Annotated in this window: 18 protein-coding genes; 12 read left to right on the top strand and 6 right to left on the bottom strand. The window is 72.0% G+C overall.

Annotated elements, in window-relative coordinates:
• Window positions 1-163: 163 nt before the first annotated feature.
• The gene (locus O2L52_RS20685) at window positions 164-1,285 is read left to right on the top strand and encodes a hypothetical protein (protein WP_270117907.1); all 1,122 of its coding nucleotides are present in this window, start codon (window positions 164-166) and stop codon (window positions 1,283-1,285) included.
• Here the strand turns inward: O2L52_RS20685 and O2L52_RS20690 are convergent.
• On the bottom strand, window positions 1,266-3,821 hold the full coding sequence (locus O2L52_RS20690; RefSeq protein ID WP_270117908.1) for an ATP-binding protein: 2,556 nt from the start codon (window positions 3,819-3,821) through the stop codon (window positions 1,266-1,268). The genes O2L52_RS20685 and O2L52_RS20690 overlap by 20 nt on opposite strands.
• An 81-nt stretch (window positions 3,822-3,902) precedes the next feature.
• Here O2L52_RS20690 and O2L52_RS20695 point away from each other — a divergent pair, with 81 nt between their 5' ends.
• A complete protein-coding gene (locus O2L52_RS20695) occupies window positions 3,903-4,034 on the top strand; it encodes a hypothetical protein (protein WP_270117909.1) in 132 nt (43 codons plus the stop codon).
• 47 nt (window positions 4,035-4,081) lie between these two features.
• Here the strand turns inward: O2L52_RS20695 and O2L52_RS20700 are convergent, their stop codons facing one another.
• Complete coding sequence (locus O2L52_RS20700) at window positions 4,082-5,026, bottom strand: aldo/keto reductase (protein ID WP_270117911.1); 945 nt, start codon at window positions 5,024-5,026, stop codon at window positions 4,082-4,084.
• A gap of 224 nt (window positions 5,027-5,250) precedes the next feature.
• Here O2L52_RS20700 and O2L52_RS20705 point away from each other — a divergent pair, with 224 nt between their 5' ends.
• The 4 genes from O2L52_RS20705 to O2L52_RS20720 all read left to right on the top strand — a co-directional run bounded on the left by O2L52_RS20705 (window position 5,251) and on the right by O2L52_RS20720 (window position 7,172).
• A complete protein-coding gene (locus O2L52_RS20705; RefSeq protein ID WP_270117913.1) occupies window positions 5,251-5,706 on the top strand; it encodes an SRPBCC domain-containing protein in 456 nt (151 codons plus the stop codon).
• A complete protein-coding gene (locus tag O2L52_RS20710; protein ID WP_270117915.1) occupies window positions 5,703-6,053 on the top strand; it encodes an ArsR/SmtB family transcription factor in 351 nt (116 codons plus the stop codon). The genes O2L52_RS20705 and O2L52_RS20710 overlap by 4 nt, the downstream gene beginning before the upstream one ends.
• Before the next feature lie 13 nt (window positions 6,054-6,066).
• Window positions 6,067-6,513, top strand: a complete 447-nt coding sequence (locus O2L52_RS20715) for an SRPBCC family protein (RefSeq protein ID WP_270117917.1) — start codon at window positions 6,067-6,069, stop codon at window positions 6,511-6,513.
• A gap of 113 nt (window positions 6,514-6,626) precedes the next feature.
• The gene (locus O2L52_RS20720) at window positions 6,627-7,172 is read left to right on the top strand and encodes a hypothetical protein (RefSeq protein ID WP_270117919.1); all 546 of its coding nucleotides are present in this window, start codon (window positions 6,627-6,629) and stop codon (window positions 7,170-7,172) included.
• Between the two features lie 3 nt (window positions 7,173-7,175).
• Here the strand turns inward: O2L52_RS20720 and O2L52_RS20725 are convergent, their stop codons facing one another.
• Entirely contained in the window at window positions 7,176-7,973 is a 798-nt protein-coding gene (locus O2L52_RS20725) for a class I SAM-dependent methyltransferase (protein WP_270117921.1), read from the bottom strand.
• A gap of 73 nt (window positions 7,974-8,046) precedes the next feature.
• Between O2L52_RS20725 and O2L52_RS20730 the strand changes: the two genes are divergently transcribed.
• The 3 genes from O2L52_RS20730 (at window position 8,047) to O2L52_RS20740 (ending at window position 10,214) form a co-directional block, all read left to right on the top strand.
• On the top strand, window positions 8,047-8,709 hold the full coding sequence (locus O2L52_RS20730) for a class I SAM-dependent DNA methyltransferase (RefSeq protein WP_270117922.1): 663 nt from the start codon (window positions 8,047-8,049) through the stop codon (window positions 8,707-8,709).
• A 63-nt stretch (window positions 8,710-8,772) separates the two neighbouring features.
• Window positions 8,773-9,420 carry a TetR/AcrR family transcriptional regulator gene (locus O2L52_RS20735; protein ID WP_270117924.1) on the top strand — a complete coding sequence of 216 codons (648 nt, stop codon included), beginning with the start codon at window positions 8,773-8,775 and terminating at the stop codon, window positions 9,418-9,420.
• Window positions 9,417-10,214: an NAD(P)H-binding protein gene (locus O2L52_RS20740; protein ID WP_270117925.1), complete on the top strand. Its 798-nt coding sequence runs from the start codon at window positions 9,417-9,419 to the stop codon at window positions 10,212-10,214. The genes O2L52_RS20735 and O2L52_RS20740 overlap by 4 nt, the downstream gene beginning before the upstream one ends.
• Before the next feature lie 16 nt (window positions 10,215-10,230).
• On the opposite strand, the gene O2L52_RS20745 is transcribed toward O2L52_RS20740, so the two are convergent.
• On the bottom strand, window positions 10,231-11,517 hold the full coding sequence (locus tag O2L52_RS20745) for an APC family permease (RefSeq protein WP_270117926.1): 1,287 nt from the start codon (window positions 11,515-11,517) through the stop codon (window positions 10,231-10,233).
• An 80-nt stretch (window positions 11,518-11,597) separates the two neighbouring features.
• Between O2L52_RS20745 and O2L52_RS20750 the strand changes: the two genes are divergently transcribed.
• Window positions 11,598-12,062 carry an Lrp/AsnC family transcriptional regulator gene (locus tag O2L52_RS20750; RefSeq protein WP_270117927.1) on the top strand — a complete coding sequence of 155 codons (465 nt, stop codon included), beginning with the start codon at window positions 11,598-11,600 and terminating at the stop codon, window positions 12,060-12,062.
• Here O2L52_RS20750 and O2L52_RS20755 read toward each other — a convergent pair.
• The gene (locus O2L52_RS20755) at window positions 12,059-12,502 is read right to left on the bottom strand and encodes a hypothetical protein (RefSeq protein WP_270117928.1); all 444 of its coding nucleotides are present in this window, start codon (window positions 12,500-12,502) and stop codon (window positions 12,059-12,061) included. The genes O2L52_RS20750 and O2L52_RS20755 overlap by 4 nt on opposite strands.
• Before the next feature lie 91 nt (window positions 12,503-12,593).
• Here O2L52_RS20755 and O2L52_RS20760 point away from each other — a divergent pair, with 91 nt between their 5' ends.
• Window positions 12,594-12,980, top strand: coding sequence for a MerR family transcriptional regulator (locus O2L52_RS20760; RefSeq protein ID WP_270117929.1), 387 nt, complete (start codon window positions 12,594-12,596; stop codon window positions 12,978-12,980).
• Here the strand turns inward: O2L52_RS20760 and O2L52_RS20765 are convergent.
• On the bottom strand, window positions 12,934-13,554 hold the full coding sequence (locus O2L52_RS20765; protein WP_270117930.1) for a TetR/AcrR family transcriptional regulator: 621 nt from the start codon (window positions 13,552-13,554) through the stop codon (window positions 12,934-12,936). The genes O2L52_RS20760 and O2L52_RS20765 overlap by 47 nt on opposite strands.
• Before the next feature lie 36 nt (window positions 13,555-13,590).
• Between O2L52_RS20765 and O2L52_RS20770 the strand changes: the two genes are divergently transcribed.
• On the top strand, window positions 13,591-13,917 hold the full coding sequence (locus O2L52_RS20770; RefSeq protein ID WP_270117931.1) for a rhodanese-like domain-containing protein: 327 nt from the start codon (window positions 13,591-13,593) through the stop codon (window positions 13,915-13,917).
• Window positions 13,918-14,081 lie beyond the last annotated feature (164 nt).

Raw genomic sequence — 14,081 nt, forward strand, 5'->3', positions numbered from 1 at the left:
CTCCGCCCTGGTCGTGCGTCGTGACCTGGGCCGCTGCCGTCTCCGGAGATTCGGGGGCGGCGATCCCGCCGCTATCCCGCCGGTCTTCCGCCTCGAAAACCGCCCGGGCCGCATGCATAGTGGCCCTGACGGCGAACCGCTCAATCTTGAGGACATCGAAACCATGGCATTCACGGCGCGACGAACGTTCAACTCCCGCAGGGCATTGGCGGCGGCCACCGCCGTCGCGGCGGTCGCGGCGACCACCGTGTTCACGACCCAGTTCGCCTCGGCGGCCGAGACCGATGTTGCAGCGGCCCAGGCCTGCACGCTGGAAACCCTCCCGATCCCCGAGGGTCTGTTCCAGTCCGCGAAGGTCACCGGCATGAGCCGCGACGGCTCGGTCATCGCGTACCAGGCCGAGCCGTTCGACTACAGCGATCCTGAGACCGGCCTTCGCCACTACCCGCTCCTGTACGCCGGCGGCGAGGTCACCGAGGTGCCGATGCCCGGCGAGTGGCAGGAGATCGCAGACGTCAACTCCAAGGGCGTCGGCGCCGGGTTCGCGTTCGTCAACGACGTGCCGCTGCCCTACGTCTGGCGCGACGGCACCCTCACCCGGCTGCTCGGCGGCCAGGGATTCGCGTACGGGATCAATGAGAGCGGCGACATCGTCGGCCAGGTCTACAACAAGGACACCGGCGTGACGCATCCGACCGTGTGGCGGGCCGGCACGACCAACCCGGTCCGGCTGGCACTGCCGGAGAACGCCCAGTGGGGCGCGGCCACCGCGATCGCCAACGACGGCAGGATCATCGGGACCATCACCCTTGAAGGCGACCACAGCGGCGACACCAAGCCGTACATCTGGTCCTCGAGTGGCGTCGGCAGGATGCTGCCCATGCCCGCAGGTGTGAGCCTCGCCGACGCCGACGCCCATCCCATGGAGATCAACGGCGACTGGGTCTCGGGCACCCTCCACGCCCCCGGCGTCGACGCGCCCGGGATCCGCTGGAACCTTGCCAAGGGCACCGTCGAGATGACCGGGCTCGGGCAGTCCGAGGAGACCGTGGCGATCGGTCCTGACGGGACGGTCGTCGGCCACGTCTGGAACGCCCCGACCGCGGCCTACCAGACCGGTGCCACCGTCTACGAGCTTCCGGGCCTGATCGACGCGGCCGACAACCTCAACTACGACAACGCTGAGGCCATCAGCGCCGACGGCACCCTCATCGCGGGCTGGGCCGTCTCCGGCTACGAAGGCGGCAGGGAGATGCACCAGGCGGTCACCTGGACCTGCGCCTAGTCGCCGTCTTACAAGCGCCCGCTCGGCACTGCGCCGGGCGGGCGCTGCCGTGCGGTAAGCCGATCGACCCGAGCCGCCCGAGACCGTCCAGCCGCTCGGCGACCACAGCGGCCTCCGGCACGCCGCACTCCTCGTATCCCTCAGCGGCGGAACGCAAGTGGCGCAGCTCCTCCGCAGGGTCGCCGCCGAGCGCGCCGGCATCGGCGAGGCCGTGATGGGCCCGCGCGAGCTCATAGGTGTCCTGATAGGAGGCGGCGAGCGCGGCGGCCCGCTCGTGCTCGCCGACCGCCGCGGCGATCCGGCCCGAGGCGGTGAGCGCGCGGCCGAGGTCGTTGCGGGCGGTCCGCTCCAGCGACGGGTCCGCGAGCCGCTCCGCGTGCTCGACGGCCCGTCCGAACCGGGTCGCGGCCTCGCCCGCCCGGCCCGCGCGCAGCAGGTCCGCGCCCAGTTCGATGAGGGTCGCGGTCCCGTCGGCCGTGGCGCCTTCGCCGCGGTAGGCCTGGAGGCAGGCGGAGTGCATGTCCGCGGCCTTCGCCGGGTCGCCGAGCTCGCGTTCGAGCACGCCGCGGAAGACCTCGATGCGGATCCGGTTGTGCTCGTCGCCCGCGTCCAGCCGCCGCTCCGCCGCCGCGAGGCGGCGCTCGGTCTCCGCGAAGCGCCCGAGCCGCAGCAGCGGAACGACCATGTTCGTGCTGATGAGCGCCGCCGCCGCATCGTCGCCGACCGCCTCCGCCTGCGCCAGCGCCGCCTCGTGCACCTCGACCGACTCGGCGAAGCGGCCGGACCGCCGGTACAGGATGCCGATGTTGGCCAGTGTCAGTGCGGCGTCGCCGAACTCGCCGAGGTCGCGTTTGAGGGCGACGGACCGGTGGAGGTGGCCGATCGCCTCGCGGTGGCGGCCGGCCGCCACGAGTTGGCGTCCCGCGTCGCCGAGGGTGAAGGCCTCTTTGCGGGCGTCGCCGGTGCGGCGGGCGATGTCGAGCGCGATCCGGTTGACGGCGGTGTGCGGGCTGTCGCGCATGCGCCCGCCGAAGGCGGTGTCGGGGTCGTGGACGAAGAACGCGTTGAAGGCCGTCGCGAGGTGCCAGGCCTCCTCCAGCCGGTCGGCGCGGGCCGCGGCGACCACGGCGGCCTCGAGGTTGCCGCGTTCGGTCTGGAACCAGGAGAGCGCGGCGGGCTGGTCCGCGAAGCCGGGGAGGCCGGCGTCGTGGGCGGCGGCGGCTTCGGCGAAGCGGCGCTTGTTCGGGTGGAGGCGGGCGGCCGCGTGGTAGGCGAAGTGGAGGTGGACGCCGAGCATCCGGCGGAGGGCCTCGTCGAGGTCGGCCTGCGTCTCTTCTAGTGCGGCGAGCCGGGTCGCGAAGAGCCGCACCAGGTCGTGCAGGCGGTAGCGGCCGGGCGACCGGGTCTCGGCGAGGTGGACGTCGACCAGGGACTCGAGCATGGCGGCGGTGCGCTCGGGGTCGTCGCCGCACAGTGCGGCGGCGGCGTGGGCGTCCACGTCGTCGCCGGGGACGAGGCCGAGTCGCCGGAGGAGGCGGCGGAGGCCGGGGTCGAGTTCGAGGTAGGAGGCGCGCAGGGCCGCGGCGACGCCGCGGTGGCCCATGTCGAGCTCGTCGAGGAGCCGGTCCTCGTCGGCGAGGCGGTCCAGGAGGTCCCCTGCCCGCCACAGTGGACGGCTGTGCAGGCGGGCCGCGGCCAGGCCCATCGCCAGGGGCAGGCGTCCGCAGCGTTCGGCGATCGCGACGGCCTCGTCGGGGGTGATCCGGTCGGCGAGGGCGGCGCCGATCATCGCCACGGCCTCGCCCATCGGCGGCGGTTCCAGTGGCACCGAGTGCGCGCCCGCCACCGGGGAGAGGTCGCGGCGGCTCGTGGCCAGGACGAGGCTCACCGAGGTACCCGGGAGCAGGGCCTCGACCTGCTCGGCGTTCACGGCGTTGTCGAAGACGAGGAGCACGCGGCGGTCGGCGAGGACGCTGCGGTAGCGGGCGGTGAGCTCGTCGGTGTCGTCGGGCAGGGCCCGCTCGGCGACGTCGAGGCCGCGCAGCACGCGCGTCAGGACCGACCGCAGGCCCGGGCGGGGCCCGGCCTGGCTGAACCCGTGGAGGTCGATGAACAGCTGCCCGTCGGGGTAGCGGGGGGCGAGGGTGTGGGCGGCCCGGATCGCCAGGGAGGTCTTCCCGACGCCGGCCATGCCGTGCACGGTGACGACGGCGGCGCCGTCGTCGACCGCGGCGGTGATCGCGTCGAGGTGGCCGCCGCGGCCGGCGAACGAGGCGAGCGCCCGCGGCAGTTCGCGGGGCACCAGTGCGAGCGGGTCCCTCGCGCGGGCCAGCAGGGACTGCCCGTTCCCCGCCAGACCCAGCGCCTCGGCGAGCAGGCGCACGGTCTTCGGTTGCGGCCGTACCTTTCCCGATTCGATGTCGCGGATGGTGCGGGTGCCGACGCCGGACTTGAGGGCCAGCTCCTCCTGGGTCATCATCGCCCGCTGCCGGAGCAGCCGGAGACTGCTGAGGTCGTCGGACGCTCGATCGGGCATATCGCCATGATAGGTCCGAACACCGCGCGGTGCGGTGCACCGATCCGGGCGCGGGCGCGCCTCCGGTCGCACCACGTCTTCGTGGACCGGGAGATCTACTGCACGCTCCACGACCCCGCGAACGGCGACGAGTACGAGGTCAAGTTGACCGTGACCGGGATCTCGGGCGAGATGTTCGAGTTCGACGTCGAAGGGGCCGACACGCCGCAATAGGCGGAAGGGGCGGCCGGCCTCACCCGGCCGCCCCTTTCGCGGTTCGCTTACGCGCCGATGACGTCCGAGAGCGAAGTGAGCTCGTCCGACTCGTCCCGCGTCAGCTCCAGTTCGGCCGATGCGAGGAGCGGGCCGAGCTGGTCGACGGTGCGGGCGCCCGCGATCGGCGCGGTGATGCCGGCCCGGGTGCGCGTCCACGCCAGCGCGACCGAGGCGATGGCGACGCCGCGGGCCTGGGCGATGCGGTCGAGCTTCTCGATGATCGCGAGGCCGGACGGGTTGAGGTGCTTGGCGGCCGAGCCGCCGCGGACGCTCTGCTCGAGGTCGGCCTCGGTGCGGTACTTGCCGGTGAGGAAGCCGGAGGCGAGCGCGTGGTACGGGAGGCCGCTGAGGCCTTCGGCGACGGCGATGTCGCGCAGGCCCGGCTCGAAGGTGCTGCGGCTGACGAGGCTGTACTTGGGCTGCAGGGCGACCGGGCGGGCCGCGCCGATGCGCTCGGTGATGTCGAGCCATTCGCGGAGCCGCTCGGGGCTGTAGTTGGAGACGGCGATGTGGCGGACCTTGCCGGCGGCGACGAGGTCGTTGAAGGCGGTGACGGTCTCTTCGAGCGGCGTGTCGGGGTCGTCGAAGTGGGCGTAGTAGACGTCGATGGCCTCGACGCCGAGGCGTTTGAGGGAGGCTTCGGCGGCGGCCCTGACGTTCGGTCCGGCCAGGCCCTTGAACTGGGGGTGCTGGGAGACCTTGGTGGCGACGAGGAGGTTCTTGTCGCGGTTCTTGGCGAGCCAGGTGCCGATGACGGTCTCGGATTCGCCGCCGGAGTTGCCCGGGGCCCAGGCCGAGTAGGAGTCGGCGGTGTCGACGAGGTTGCCGCCGGCGGCGGTGAACGCGTCGAGGACGGCGTGCGCCTCGGCCTCCTCGGTGTTCCACCCGAAGGTGTTGGTGCCCAGGACGAGGGGGTGGATCTCGATGTCGGTCCTGCCGAGCTTGGCCATGTCGAACCTCCGTGCTGTCTGTGATTCCCGGGACGCGTGGCGTCCTGCTGCCGTTTTGCTCCGACGGCAATCCTGCCACGCGCCTCACGGGCGCAGCGCCGATTTGTGAACGATCGTCCGAAAACCGGGTCGCACTTGCCGATCTTTTTAGCAACTAAAGGTTGCACGTCCCCGTCGATCGGAGTAACGTGATGTGCAACCAAACGTTGCGAAAGGTGGCAGTCATGGAACTCGGATCGATCGAGCGGGAGATCCGCATCGAGGCCTCGCCAGAGGTCGTCTTCGACGTCGTGAGCAGTCCCGAGCACCTCAAGGCCTGGTGGCCCGACGAAGCGGAACTCTCCCCCACCGGGGACGGCCGCATCGGGTTCGACAAGGGCGGCGAAGGGATCGGCTGGGAGCAGTTCACCGTCGTGGACGCCATGCCGCCGCGGCACTTCTCGTTCCGGTGGACCCACCCGGTCGGCGAGAAGGCCGCGCTCGGCAACTCCTACCTGGTCGTCTTCGAGCTCGAGCCCGCCGGCACCGGCACGCTCCTGAAGATGACCGAGACCGGCTTCCGCGAGCGCGGCTGGGCCGAGGCCAAGGTCGCGGCCGAGCACGCCGACCACAGCACGGGCTGGGACCACTTCATCCCGCGCCTGGCGCCGTACGCCGAGAAGGTCGGGGCCGGGCGATGAGCACCGCGGTCGACGACGACCTCTGGTCGGCGATCGGCGACCCGACCCGCCGCCGGATGCTCGACCTGCTGCTCGGCACCGGCAGCGGCACGGCCACCAGCCTGAGCGAGCACCTGCCGGTCACCCGCCAGGCCGTCGCGAAGCACCTCGCCGTCCTGGACCGCGTCGGCCTCGTGCACGCCGCGACCAGCGGGCGCGAGAAGCACTTCCGCGTGGACGAGACCCAGCTGGCGCGCGCCGTCGCCCAGCTCGAAGAGGTCGGGTCCTCGTGGGATTCCCGGCTCCAGCGCATCAAGCGCCTCGCCGAGACCATCGAGAAGCAGCAAGAGACGCAGAACGAAGGATAGAAGGGCAAAGACCATGGTGGACATCCTGCACCGCATCGCCGCCAAAGGCGTGGAGGTGGGCGAGACCTACGACGCACTGACCACACTGGAGGGACTCTCCAGGTGGTGGACCGAGAACACGACCGGCACCACGGACGTGGGCGGGCGCATCGCGTTCAAGTTCGAGAACGGCGATTTCGAGATGGAGGTCGCCGAGCTCGAGCCGGGCGCGCGCGTCCTCTGGGAGGTCGTCGGCGGCAGCGCGCCCGAGTGGATCGGCACGAAGATTCACTGGGACCTGCGCCAGGAGGACGACTACACGGTCGTCCTGTTCAAGCACGAGGGGTGGGCCGAGCCGGTCGAGTTCATGCACCACTGCAGCACCAAGTGGGGCTCGTTCCTGGTGAGCCTCAAGCAGCTCCTGGAGACCGGCACGGGCGCGCCGTGGCCGCACGACCCGCACATCGACAACTGGGGCTGAGCGGCGAGACGGACGGGGAGGGCCTTCGGGCCCTCCCCGTCCGCTATTACCCGTGAGTAACCGTGCAGTAGCGGTGGATGACGGGTTTGCCCCCACTGGATATGATTCGCGCCATGACGACCATCTTCGAGGTGTTGACCTGGGGCCGTGAGGGAACCAGGGTCGACGGTCAGCTCACCAGCCGCCTCGGACCCGGCACCCGGTTCCCCCGCGGGACCGAGTTCGGTCTGCAGCTGCTCATGGACGCCTGGTTCCAGGGCTTCGGCACGATGGCGCTCCACCTCGACACCGCCAAGGAGTTCGAGGAGTGCTTCGAACTCTTCCTCGGCAAGCAGGTCTGGACCGACGAGGAGGGCCACCTCCTCGACGCGGCAACCAAAGCGCCCCTGCAACCCAGGGTGAAGGCCGCCGACCACTACGCCGGCCGCCTCGACGGCTCCACCGGCAGCTCGAACGGGTACCACTACCTCGTCCTCAAACCCGAACGCGACGAGTTCCTCCGCCGCGCCGCCGCCATCATCGCGTCCTTCGCCATCGAGAGCGAACCCGGCGGCGAGAAGGCCCGCTTCACCATCGAGGCCGCCGACCCCAGGTACGTCGCGCACCTGGACCAGCACCGCTACTTCCAGACCGCCTTCAACGGCCGCCTCCCCGACTGACCGCTAGCGGCGGGCCGTGATCAGGCGGGCGTGCGGGCGGTGGTGCCATTCGCCTTCCGGGGCCGCGGCGAGGTAGGCCGTGCGCAGGCGGTCCATGAACGCGTCGCCGCGCGAGATCGCCAGGGCGCGAAGGGGACCGGAGCGGGTACTCGCGTCGAAGTAGGCGGCGGCGCTCGCGTGGGACATCGGGAACGCCGAGAGCTCGTCCCGTTCCAGGGTGGCGCCGTGGTCCGTGACCGCCGCGGCGATCTCGTCCTCCCAGCGCGAGTCGTCGAAGGCGGGGAGGCTCGCGCGCACCACCTCGGCGACGAGCGCGAAGGGGCCCTCGTCCTCGGTGGTGTCGGGCCAGAAGACTATCGAGAGGCGCCCGCCCGGGCGGAGGGCGTCGAGCCAGGAGCGGACGGCCGCCAGCGGGTCGGGGATCTGCTGGAGGCCGAAGACGGAGACGACCGCCGCGCACCGCCCCGCCCAGTGGGGGTCGAGCGTCTGGGCGTCGCCCACGATCGCCTTCACATGCGGGCGTTCGTTCGCGCGCTCGCGGGCGAGGTCGACCATGCCCGGGGAGAGGTCGATGCCGACGATCTCGCGGGCCGGGCAGCGCTCGACGAGCCGGTCGAGTTCGGGGAAGGTACCGCAGCAGGGCACGAGGACCGGGCCGTCCGGGAGGTCCGCGTCGACGGCGGCGGCGACCGCGAGATCGACCCAGGGCGCGAAGCGCGGGACGAAGTACTCCTCGTACCCGGCGGCGGCCTCGTCCCAGGCGCGGGCGAGCCGGGCGAGGCGTTCGGCGTTCTCCGACATAGTGGTCGAGCGTACCGCCCGCGCGCAGGCGCCGGGCCCGAGCGCGGCAGACCGCCCCCGGTAGGGTCCCGGCATGGGAGACAGCGGGTATGAGCGCACCACGCGCGAACGGTACGACCACTTCGCCGGCGAGTACTTCGAGCGGTTCCGGGACTCGATGCGCGAGCGGACCTTCGACAGGTCGATGATCGCGGCGTTCACCGAGCTCGTGCTGGCCTCGGGGAACCCGCGGGTGCTCGACATCGGCTGCGGGCCGGGCTATGTGACCGACCACCTGGCCGGCCTCGGCCTGGAGGCGCGCGGGGTCGACCTCTCCCCCGAGATGATCGCGCTCGCCCGCGAGGCGTACCCGGACCTGGAGTTCGCGACCGGCGAGATGACCGCGGTCGACCTGCCCGACGGGACGCTCGGCGGCATGCTCTCGCGCTCCTCGATCATCCACACGCCGCCCGAGGCGCTGCCCGGCGTCTTCAAGGAATGGCTCCGGCTGCTGACCCCCGGCGGGCACCTGCTGCTGATCTTCCAGGCGCACACCGACACCTCGCAGCTCGCGTGGGCGTTCGACCACTCGGTGACGACGGCGTACCGGCTCTCGGTCGGCCGCGTCGCGGACCTGCTCGCCGAGGCCGGGTTCCAGGAGGTGGTCCGGCAGGTCGTGGCCGCGGAGGAGGACGAGATCCGCGGCTTCCACTGCGGCTACCTGCTCGTACGCAAGCCGGGAGGCACGACGGCCTGAGGTAATCATCCTCACAGATAATTCAATTATCCATTTGGTTGATTAACTGGTAGCGTCTTCGGCATGGAACCGAAGAGGCCCGTCCGACGCTCCCCCGAGTCCGCGGAGCGGGTGCGGGACGCCGAGCGCACCAAGCGGAAGCTGCTCGACGCGGCGCTCTCCGAGTTCGCCGCCAACGGCTACGACGGGGCCCGCGTCGGGGGGATCGCGGCCCGCGCAGGCGTGAACAAGCAGCTCATCAGCTACTACTTCGGCGGCAAAGAGGGCCTCTACCGCGCGATGCAGCGCGAATGGCTCGAGGACGAGCGCGACCAGGCTGGCCCGGCCGTGCCCGCCGAGGACGTCATGCGCTGGTACCTGCACGACAACCTCGAAGACCCGCGGATCGGCCGCCTCGCCATGTGGCAGGCCCTCGCCGACGACCTCCCCGAGGAGGAGTCCCAAGAGGACGCCGACCGCGATCTGGAGCAGATGCGCGAACGCCAGGCGCGCGGCGAGATCGACCCCGAGCTCGACCCGGCCGCGGTGCAGATCGCGATGATGGGCATGACCCTGGCGCCGGTCCTGTTCCGCCGCACCGCGAAACGCCTCTTCGGCATCGACATCGACGACCCCGAATTCGAGACCCGCTACGGCGACACCCTGTCTCGCATCCTCGCGAGGCTCGCCGCGGAAACCGAACACCACCCTGAAAGGAACACCGCATCATGACCGTGCTCGTGACCGGCGCCCGAGGCGCCATCGCCCGCAATGTGATCGACCTGCTGCTCGAGGCCTCCGTGCCCGTGCGCGCCGCCAGCCGCGTCCCCGGCGCGACCGACCTCCCCAAGGGGGTCGAGCCCGTGCGGGTCGACTTCACCGCCCCCGAGACTCTCGCGCCCGCACTGGAAGGCGTCGAGAAGGTCTTCATGTACGCCGCCCACGAGGGCATCGACGCGTTCCTCGCCGCCGCGCAGGAGGCCGGGGTCAAGCACATCGTGCTCCTGTCCTCCGCGGCCTCGGCCGACCCCGAGAACGCGATCGGCGCCATGCACGTCGCGGCCGAGCGCCCGCTGGAGGCCTCCGGCATCCCGTGGACCTTCGTCCGCCCCGCCATGTTCGCCAGCAACTCCCTCTGGTGGGCCGATTCCATCCGCAACGAGGACGTGGTGCGCCTGCCCTATCCGGACGCGCCCGTCAACCCGATCCACGAGCGCGACATCGCCGAGGTCGCCTTCGCCGCGCTCACCGGCGACGGCCACGAAGGCCGCATCCACGTCGTCGACGGCCCCGGGCACCTGACGCAGCGCCGCCAGGTCGAGCTCATCGCCGAAGCCGTCGGCCGCCCGATCAGTGTCGAAGCGCTGCCGCGCGAAGTGGCCGCGAAGTTCATGCCCGAGTCCCTGCTCGACATGCTCGCCGCCGGCTCGAGCGAGGTCTGGGGCCCCACCGCCGAGGCCGTCACCGGCCGCCCAGCCCGCACCTACGCCGAATGGGTCGCCGACCACGCCGACGACTTCCGCTGACCCGCAAGGAAACCAGCTACGCCTCCTGCCGCACCGCAACCGGGTGCGGCAGGGGGCTCCTTCGCTTCACGCGTAGATAGGCGAGGGCGAGCACCGCGATCCCCAAGGGCAGCAGCAGGTACCACGAGAGCGCGGTGCCGATCGCGGCCGTGCACGCCGTCGCGAGCAGCGCCCTGACCCGGGCCCGGCCCGTGAGCAGCCGCACCGCCGCCGCGCACGCCAGGACCGTGACGCCCGCGAGCACCGCCGAAGTCGCGCGCATCTGCACGTCGAGGCCGAGCCTGAACCAGGTCGCGCCGATGAACGCGGTCCCCGAGAGCACCGCCAGCACCGCGAGGCTGCGATGCGGCGTGCGGCCCGGCTCGTGGCCCTTCGCGAGCGGCGCGGGCATCGCGCCGTCGCGCGCGAGCGCCGCCCCGAGCCGGGACGCCCCGGCGATGAAGGTGTTCATGGCGCCCAAGCTGAGCAGGGCCGCGCACACCGCGGTGAGCGGCGCCGCCGCCGGACCGAAGCCGTACGCGAGCAGGTCCGTGAGCGGCACCGCCGAACTCGCGGCGCTCCCGCCCAGCACGCCCGCGGTGGCGACCGCGAGGGCCAGGTAGACCGCGGCGACGACGGCCAGCGCGAGCGCGGTGACGCGGCGCAGCTGCCGCTTCGGGTCGGTGAACTCGCCGGAGAGGTGGCTCGCGGCCTCCCATCCCGAGAAGGCGTAGAACAGGACCGCGGCGGCCGAGAAGACGCCCGCGATGCCGTGCGGCGCGAACGGGCGCAGGTTCGCCGGGTCGAAGTGCGGCAGGGCGGCGGCGCACGCGGCCGCGAGGAGCGCGATGAGGAGTCCCATGAGGACGAGCTGGGCGCCGCCGGAGAGGCGCAGGCCGATGTGGTTGGCGGCGAATGCGATCGCCAGGAGCAGGGCGGCGATGGCGGTGACGGCGGTGCGGCCGAGGCCGGCGGCGTCGGCGATGTAGGCCGCGCCGACGAGCGCGGCCGAGCTGGCGCCCACGGGGATGACGCTGAAGAACCACCAGCCGCAGACGGCGGCCGCGCGGTCGCCGAAGGCCGCGCGGGTGAAGGTCGCGACACCGCCCGCGTCCGGCCTGCGCGCGGCCAGTTCGGCGAAGGTGGCGGCCACGGGAATCGAGAGGACGAGGAGCGCGGCCCAGGCGAGGAGTGCGGCGGGCCCGGCGGCGTGCGCGGCCAGGCCGGGGAGGGCGAGCACGCCGGGCCCGAGGATCGCGCCGAGGTAGAGGGCGGTGCCGCGCGCGGTCCCGAGGGTGCCGTGCGCGGGTGTGCGGTCGTTCATGGGGAGCAACGCTAGGCGCGCGTTCGGCCGTTGCGGGGGCTCGCCGAACGTTCGGCCGGTATCGGGGCGATAATCCGCTGATGGACGAACTTGACGCATCGATCGTGCGGTTGCTCCAGTCGGATGCGCGGCTGTCGAACCGGGAACTGGCCCGCCGGCTCGGGGTCGCGCCGTCGACCGCGCTGGAGCGGGTGCGGGCGCTGACGAAGCGCGGCGTGATCCGCGGCTACGGGGCCGATGTGGACCTCGCCGCGCTCGGACGGCGTGCGGAGGCGCTGGTGTCGGTGCAGTTGCGCCAGCACCAGCGGTCCTCCTACGAGTCGTTCCGGGAGACGGTGGGGTCGTGGCCGGAGGTGGTGACGCTGTTCGTGGTCTCCGGCGGCAGCGACATCGTGATCCATGTGGCGGTGCCCGATGTCGAACGGCTGCATGCGTTCCTGGTCGACCGGCTCGGCACGCGGCCCGAGGTGGCCCGGTTCCAGACGTCGATGGTGTTCCAGCGCCACCACAACCGGGTCCTCGAGCCGCTGCCGCCGGAGGACTAGGCCCGGCGCGCCCGGTTCCAGAGGCCGAGCTGTGCGACGCCCCAGGCGGCTTCCAGGACCAGGAAGCCCCACAGCAGCTGCGGGCCGCCGTTCGCGAGGGCGTAGACCATCGCGGAGGAGAACAGGACGCGGGCGATCCCGTCGAAGAGGCCGTGCAGCACTTGGGGTCGCACGACCCGCAGCAGCGACCAGACCACGACGACCGAGCCCATCAGGTTGGCGTAGAAGACCTGCATGAGGTCGAGTTCGGGGAAGCCGCGCAGGCCGAGTGCACCGCTCAGGGCGTCGAGTGCGTTGTGCAGGAGCATGAACGTCCACGGCGTGGCGAACGCGGCGGTCACGATGAGGTCGTAGATCGCGCTGGCGCGGACGAGCCGCAGGTATTTAGCGGGTCCGGTTGCGGCGGGCGCGGTTGCGGCGGTGAGGGTGAGTGCGGTCATGGGAGGCTCCGTTCGTTCGGGTGGCGGGGACGGCCTACCGTAAACGGTGGAGTGCACTCCAGGGTCAAGTCGAAGCAGAGCGGGAGGCGGCGTGCGCATCGGGGAGCTGTCGGAGCGGTCGGGCCTGAGCAGGGACGCCATCCGGTTCTATGAGAAGACGGGGTTGGTCGAATCACACCGCTCCCCCAACGGCTACCGCGAGTTCGGGGCCGACGCGGTCCCGTGGCTCGCGTACGTGCGCACGGCGCAGCGGCTGGGGTTCTCGCTCGCGGAGATCGCCGCGCACGGCGCGGAGCTCAGGGAGGCACCGGATTCGGCCGCCGCGCTATCGGCGCTGTTCGCGGAGAAGCTCGCGGTCGTCGACGCGAAGATGGCCGAGCTGGCGTCCCTGCGGGAGGAGCTGGCCGAGCGGGCGGGCGCCGGGTGCCCGCTCAGTCCCGATCCGCTGCGGTCCACATTCGGCGGACGCCCGATCTGATCCGCTCCTCCCCCAGGTCGGGCAGCAGCGCGGTCAGCAGCTCGGCGTCGAGCATCGCGAGGAGGGCGTGCGCCGCGTGCTCGGGGTCCTCGCTGCGCGGCAGCAGGATCGCGATGTGGCGGTGCCAGAAGCGGTAGGCGCCGATCCGGTAGCGCGCGCCCGGGCTCGCGGTCTCCGACATGCGCACGAGCGGCAGGTACTCGAACGCGTAGTCCAGGTACGCGTCCGCGAAGGCGATGAGGCGGTCCGGTTCGGGCGCACCGGGTCCCAGCGGCGGCGGACCGCTGAGGACCGCTTCTTGAAGGACGCGTTCGCGTGCGTCGAGGAGGGCGGCTGCGAGTCCGGCCTTGTCGCCGAAGCGGCGGAACAGCGTGCCCTTGCCGACCCCGGCGGCGGCCGCGACCTGGTCCATCGAGACGGCCTCGACCCCGTGCGCGGCGAAGAGCCGGGCCGCCGCGTCCAGGATCGCGGCGCGGTTGCGGGCCGCGTCGGCGCGTTCCTTCGGCGGCGGTGTGCGCAGCAGCTCAAGAGGGGTTGCAGAAACGGACTGCGGTCCGTTAAGATCGTCGAACACATATGGACTATAGTCCACTTACCGGAAGGCGACACCATGACCGCGCTCATCACCCGCGAGGAACTCCAGGCCGCGATCGCCGGCGGCACCGTGACCGTGCTCGACGCCCTCGGCGGCGAGTACCACGCGAAGCAGCACCTGCCCGGGGCCCTCCCGCTCGTGCTCGCCGACGTCGACGCCCAGGCCCCGAAGCTGCTGCCCGACCGCGACGCCGCGATCGTCACCTACTGCTCGAACGAGGCCTGCCCCAACAGCGGCCAGGTCGCCGAGCGGCTCCGCGGCCTCGGCTACACCGACGTGCGCAAGTACAAAGAGGGCATCGAGGACTGGACTGCGGCGGGCCTGCCCGTCGAATCCGCCTAGGGCCTGTCCTGTGAATCAGGGAGCGGCGGTATCCGAGTCCATTCGTTCGCTCGCAATGCCAATTGACGGCTCGCAAGCTTCGCCGAGACCGCGGAGGGGGGGGGGGCGGGGCGGGGTGGTTGGGAAGGGCCCCCCCCACCCACGCACGGGGGGCAGGGGGGGGG

The sequence above is a fragment of the Glycomyces algeriensis genome (genome assembly GCF_027622855.1).
Lineage (GTDB): Bacteria > Actinomycetota > Actinomycetes > Mycobacteriales > Micromonosporaceae > Glycomyces > Glycomyces algeriensis.

Bases quoted from the DNA above. Each gene is read 5' to 3' on its own strand.
- O2L52_RS20770 (WP_270117931.1), top strand. From the start codon at position 13,591: ATGACCGCGCTCATCACCCGCGAGGAACTCCAGGCCGCGATCGCCGGC.
- O2L52_RS20710 (WP_270117915.1), top strand. From the start codon at position 5,703: ATGAGCACCGCGGTCGACGACGACCTCTGGTCGGCGATCGGCGACCCG.
- O2L52_RS20720 (WP_270117919.1), top strand. From the start codon at position 6,627: ATGACGACCATCTTCGAGGTGTTGACCTGGGGCCGTGAGGGAACCAGG.
- O2L52_RS20715 (WP_270117917.1), top strand. From the start codon at position 6,067: ATGGTGGACATCCTGCACCGCATCGCCGCCAAAGGCGTGGAGGTGGGC.
- O2L52_RS20735 (WP_270117924.1), top strand. From the start codon at position 8,773: ATGGAACCGAAGAGGCCCGTCCGACGCTCCCCCGAGTCCGCGGAGCGG.
- O2L52_RS20700 (WP_270117911.1), bottom strand. From the start codon at position 5,026: ATGGCCAAGCTCGGCAGGACCGACATCGAGATCCACCCCCTCGTCCTG.
- O2L52_RS20755 (WP_270117928.1), bottom strand. From the start codon at position 12,502: ATGACCGCACTCACCCTCACCGCCGCAACCGCGCCCGCCGCAACCGGA.
- O2L52_RS20685 (WP_270117907.1), top strand. From the start codon at position 164: ATGGCATTCACGGCGCGACGAACGTTCAACTCCCGCAGGGCATTGGCG.
- O2L52_RS20750 (WP_270117927.1), top strand. From the start codon at position 11,598: ATGGACGAACTTGACGCATCGATCGTGCGGTTGCTCCAGTCGGATGCG.
- O2L52_RS20725 (WP_270117921.1), bottom strand. From the start codon at position 7,973: ATGTCGGAGAACGCCGAACGCCTCGCCCGGCTCGCCCGCGCCTGGGAC.
- O2L52_RS20730 (WP_270117922.1), top strand. From the start codon at position 8,047: ATGGGAGACAGCGGGTATGAGCGCACCACGCGCGAACGGTACGACCAC.
- O2L52_RS20690 (WP_270117908.1), bottom strand. From the start codon at position 3,821: ATGCCCGATCGAGCGTCCGACGACCTCAGCAGTCTCCGGCTGCTCCGG.
- O2L52_RS20740 (WP_270117925.1), top strand. From the start codon at position 9,417: ATGACCGTGCTCGTGACCGGCGCCCGAGGCGCCATCGCCCGCAATGTG.
- O2L52_RS20705 (WP_270117913.1), top strand. From the start codon at position 5,251: ATGGAACTCGGATCGATCGAGCGGGAGATCCGCATCGAGGCCTCGCCA.
- O2L52_RS20745 (WP_270117926.1), bottom strand. From the start codon at position 11,517: ATGAACGACCGCACACCCGCGCACGGCACCCTCGGGACCGCGCGCGGC.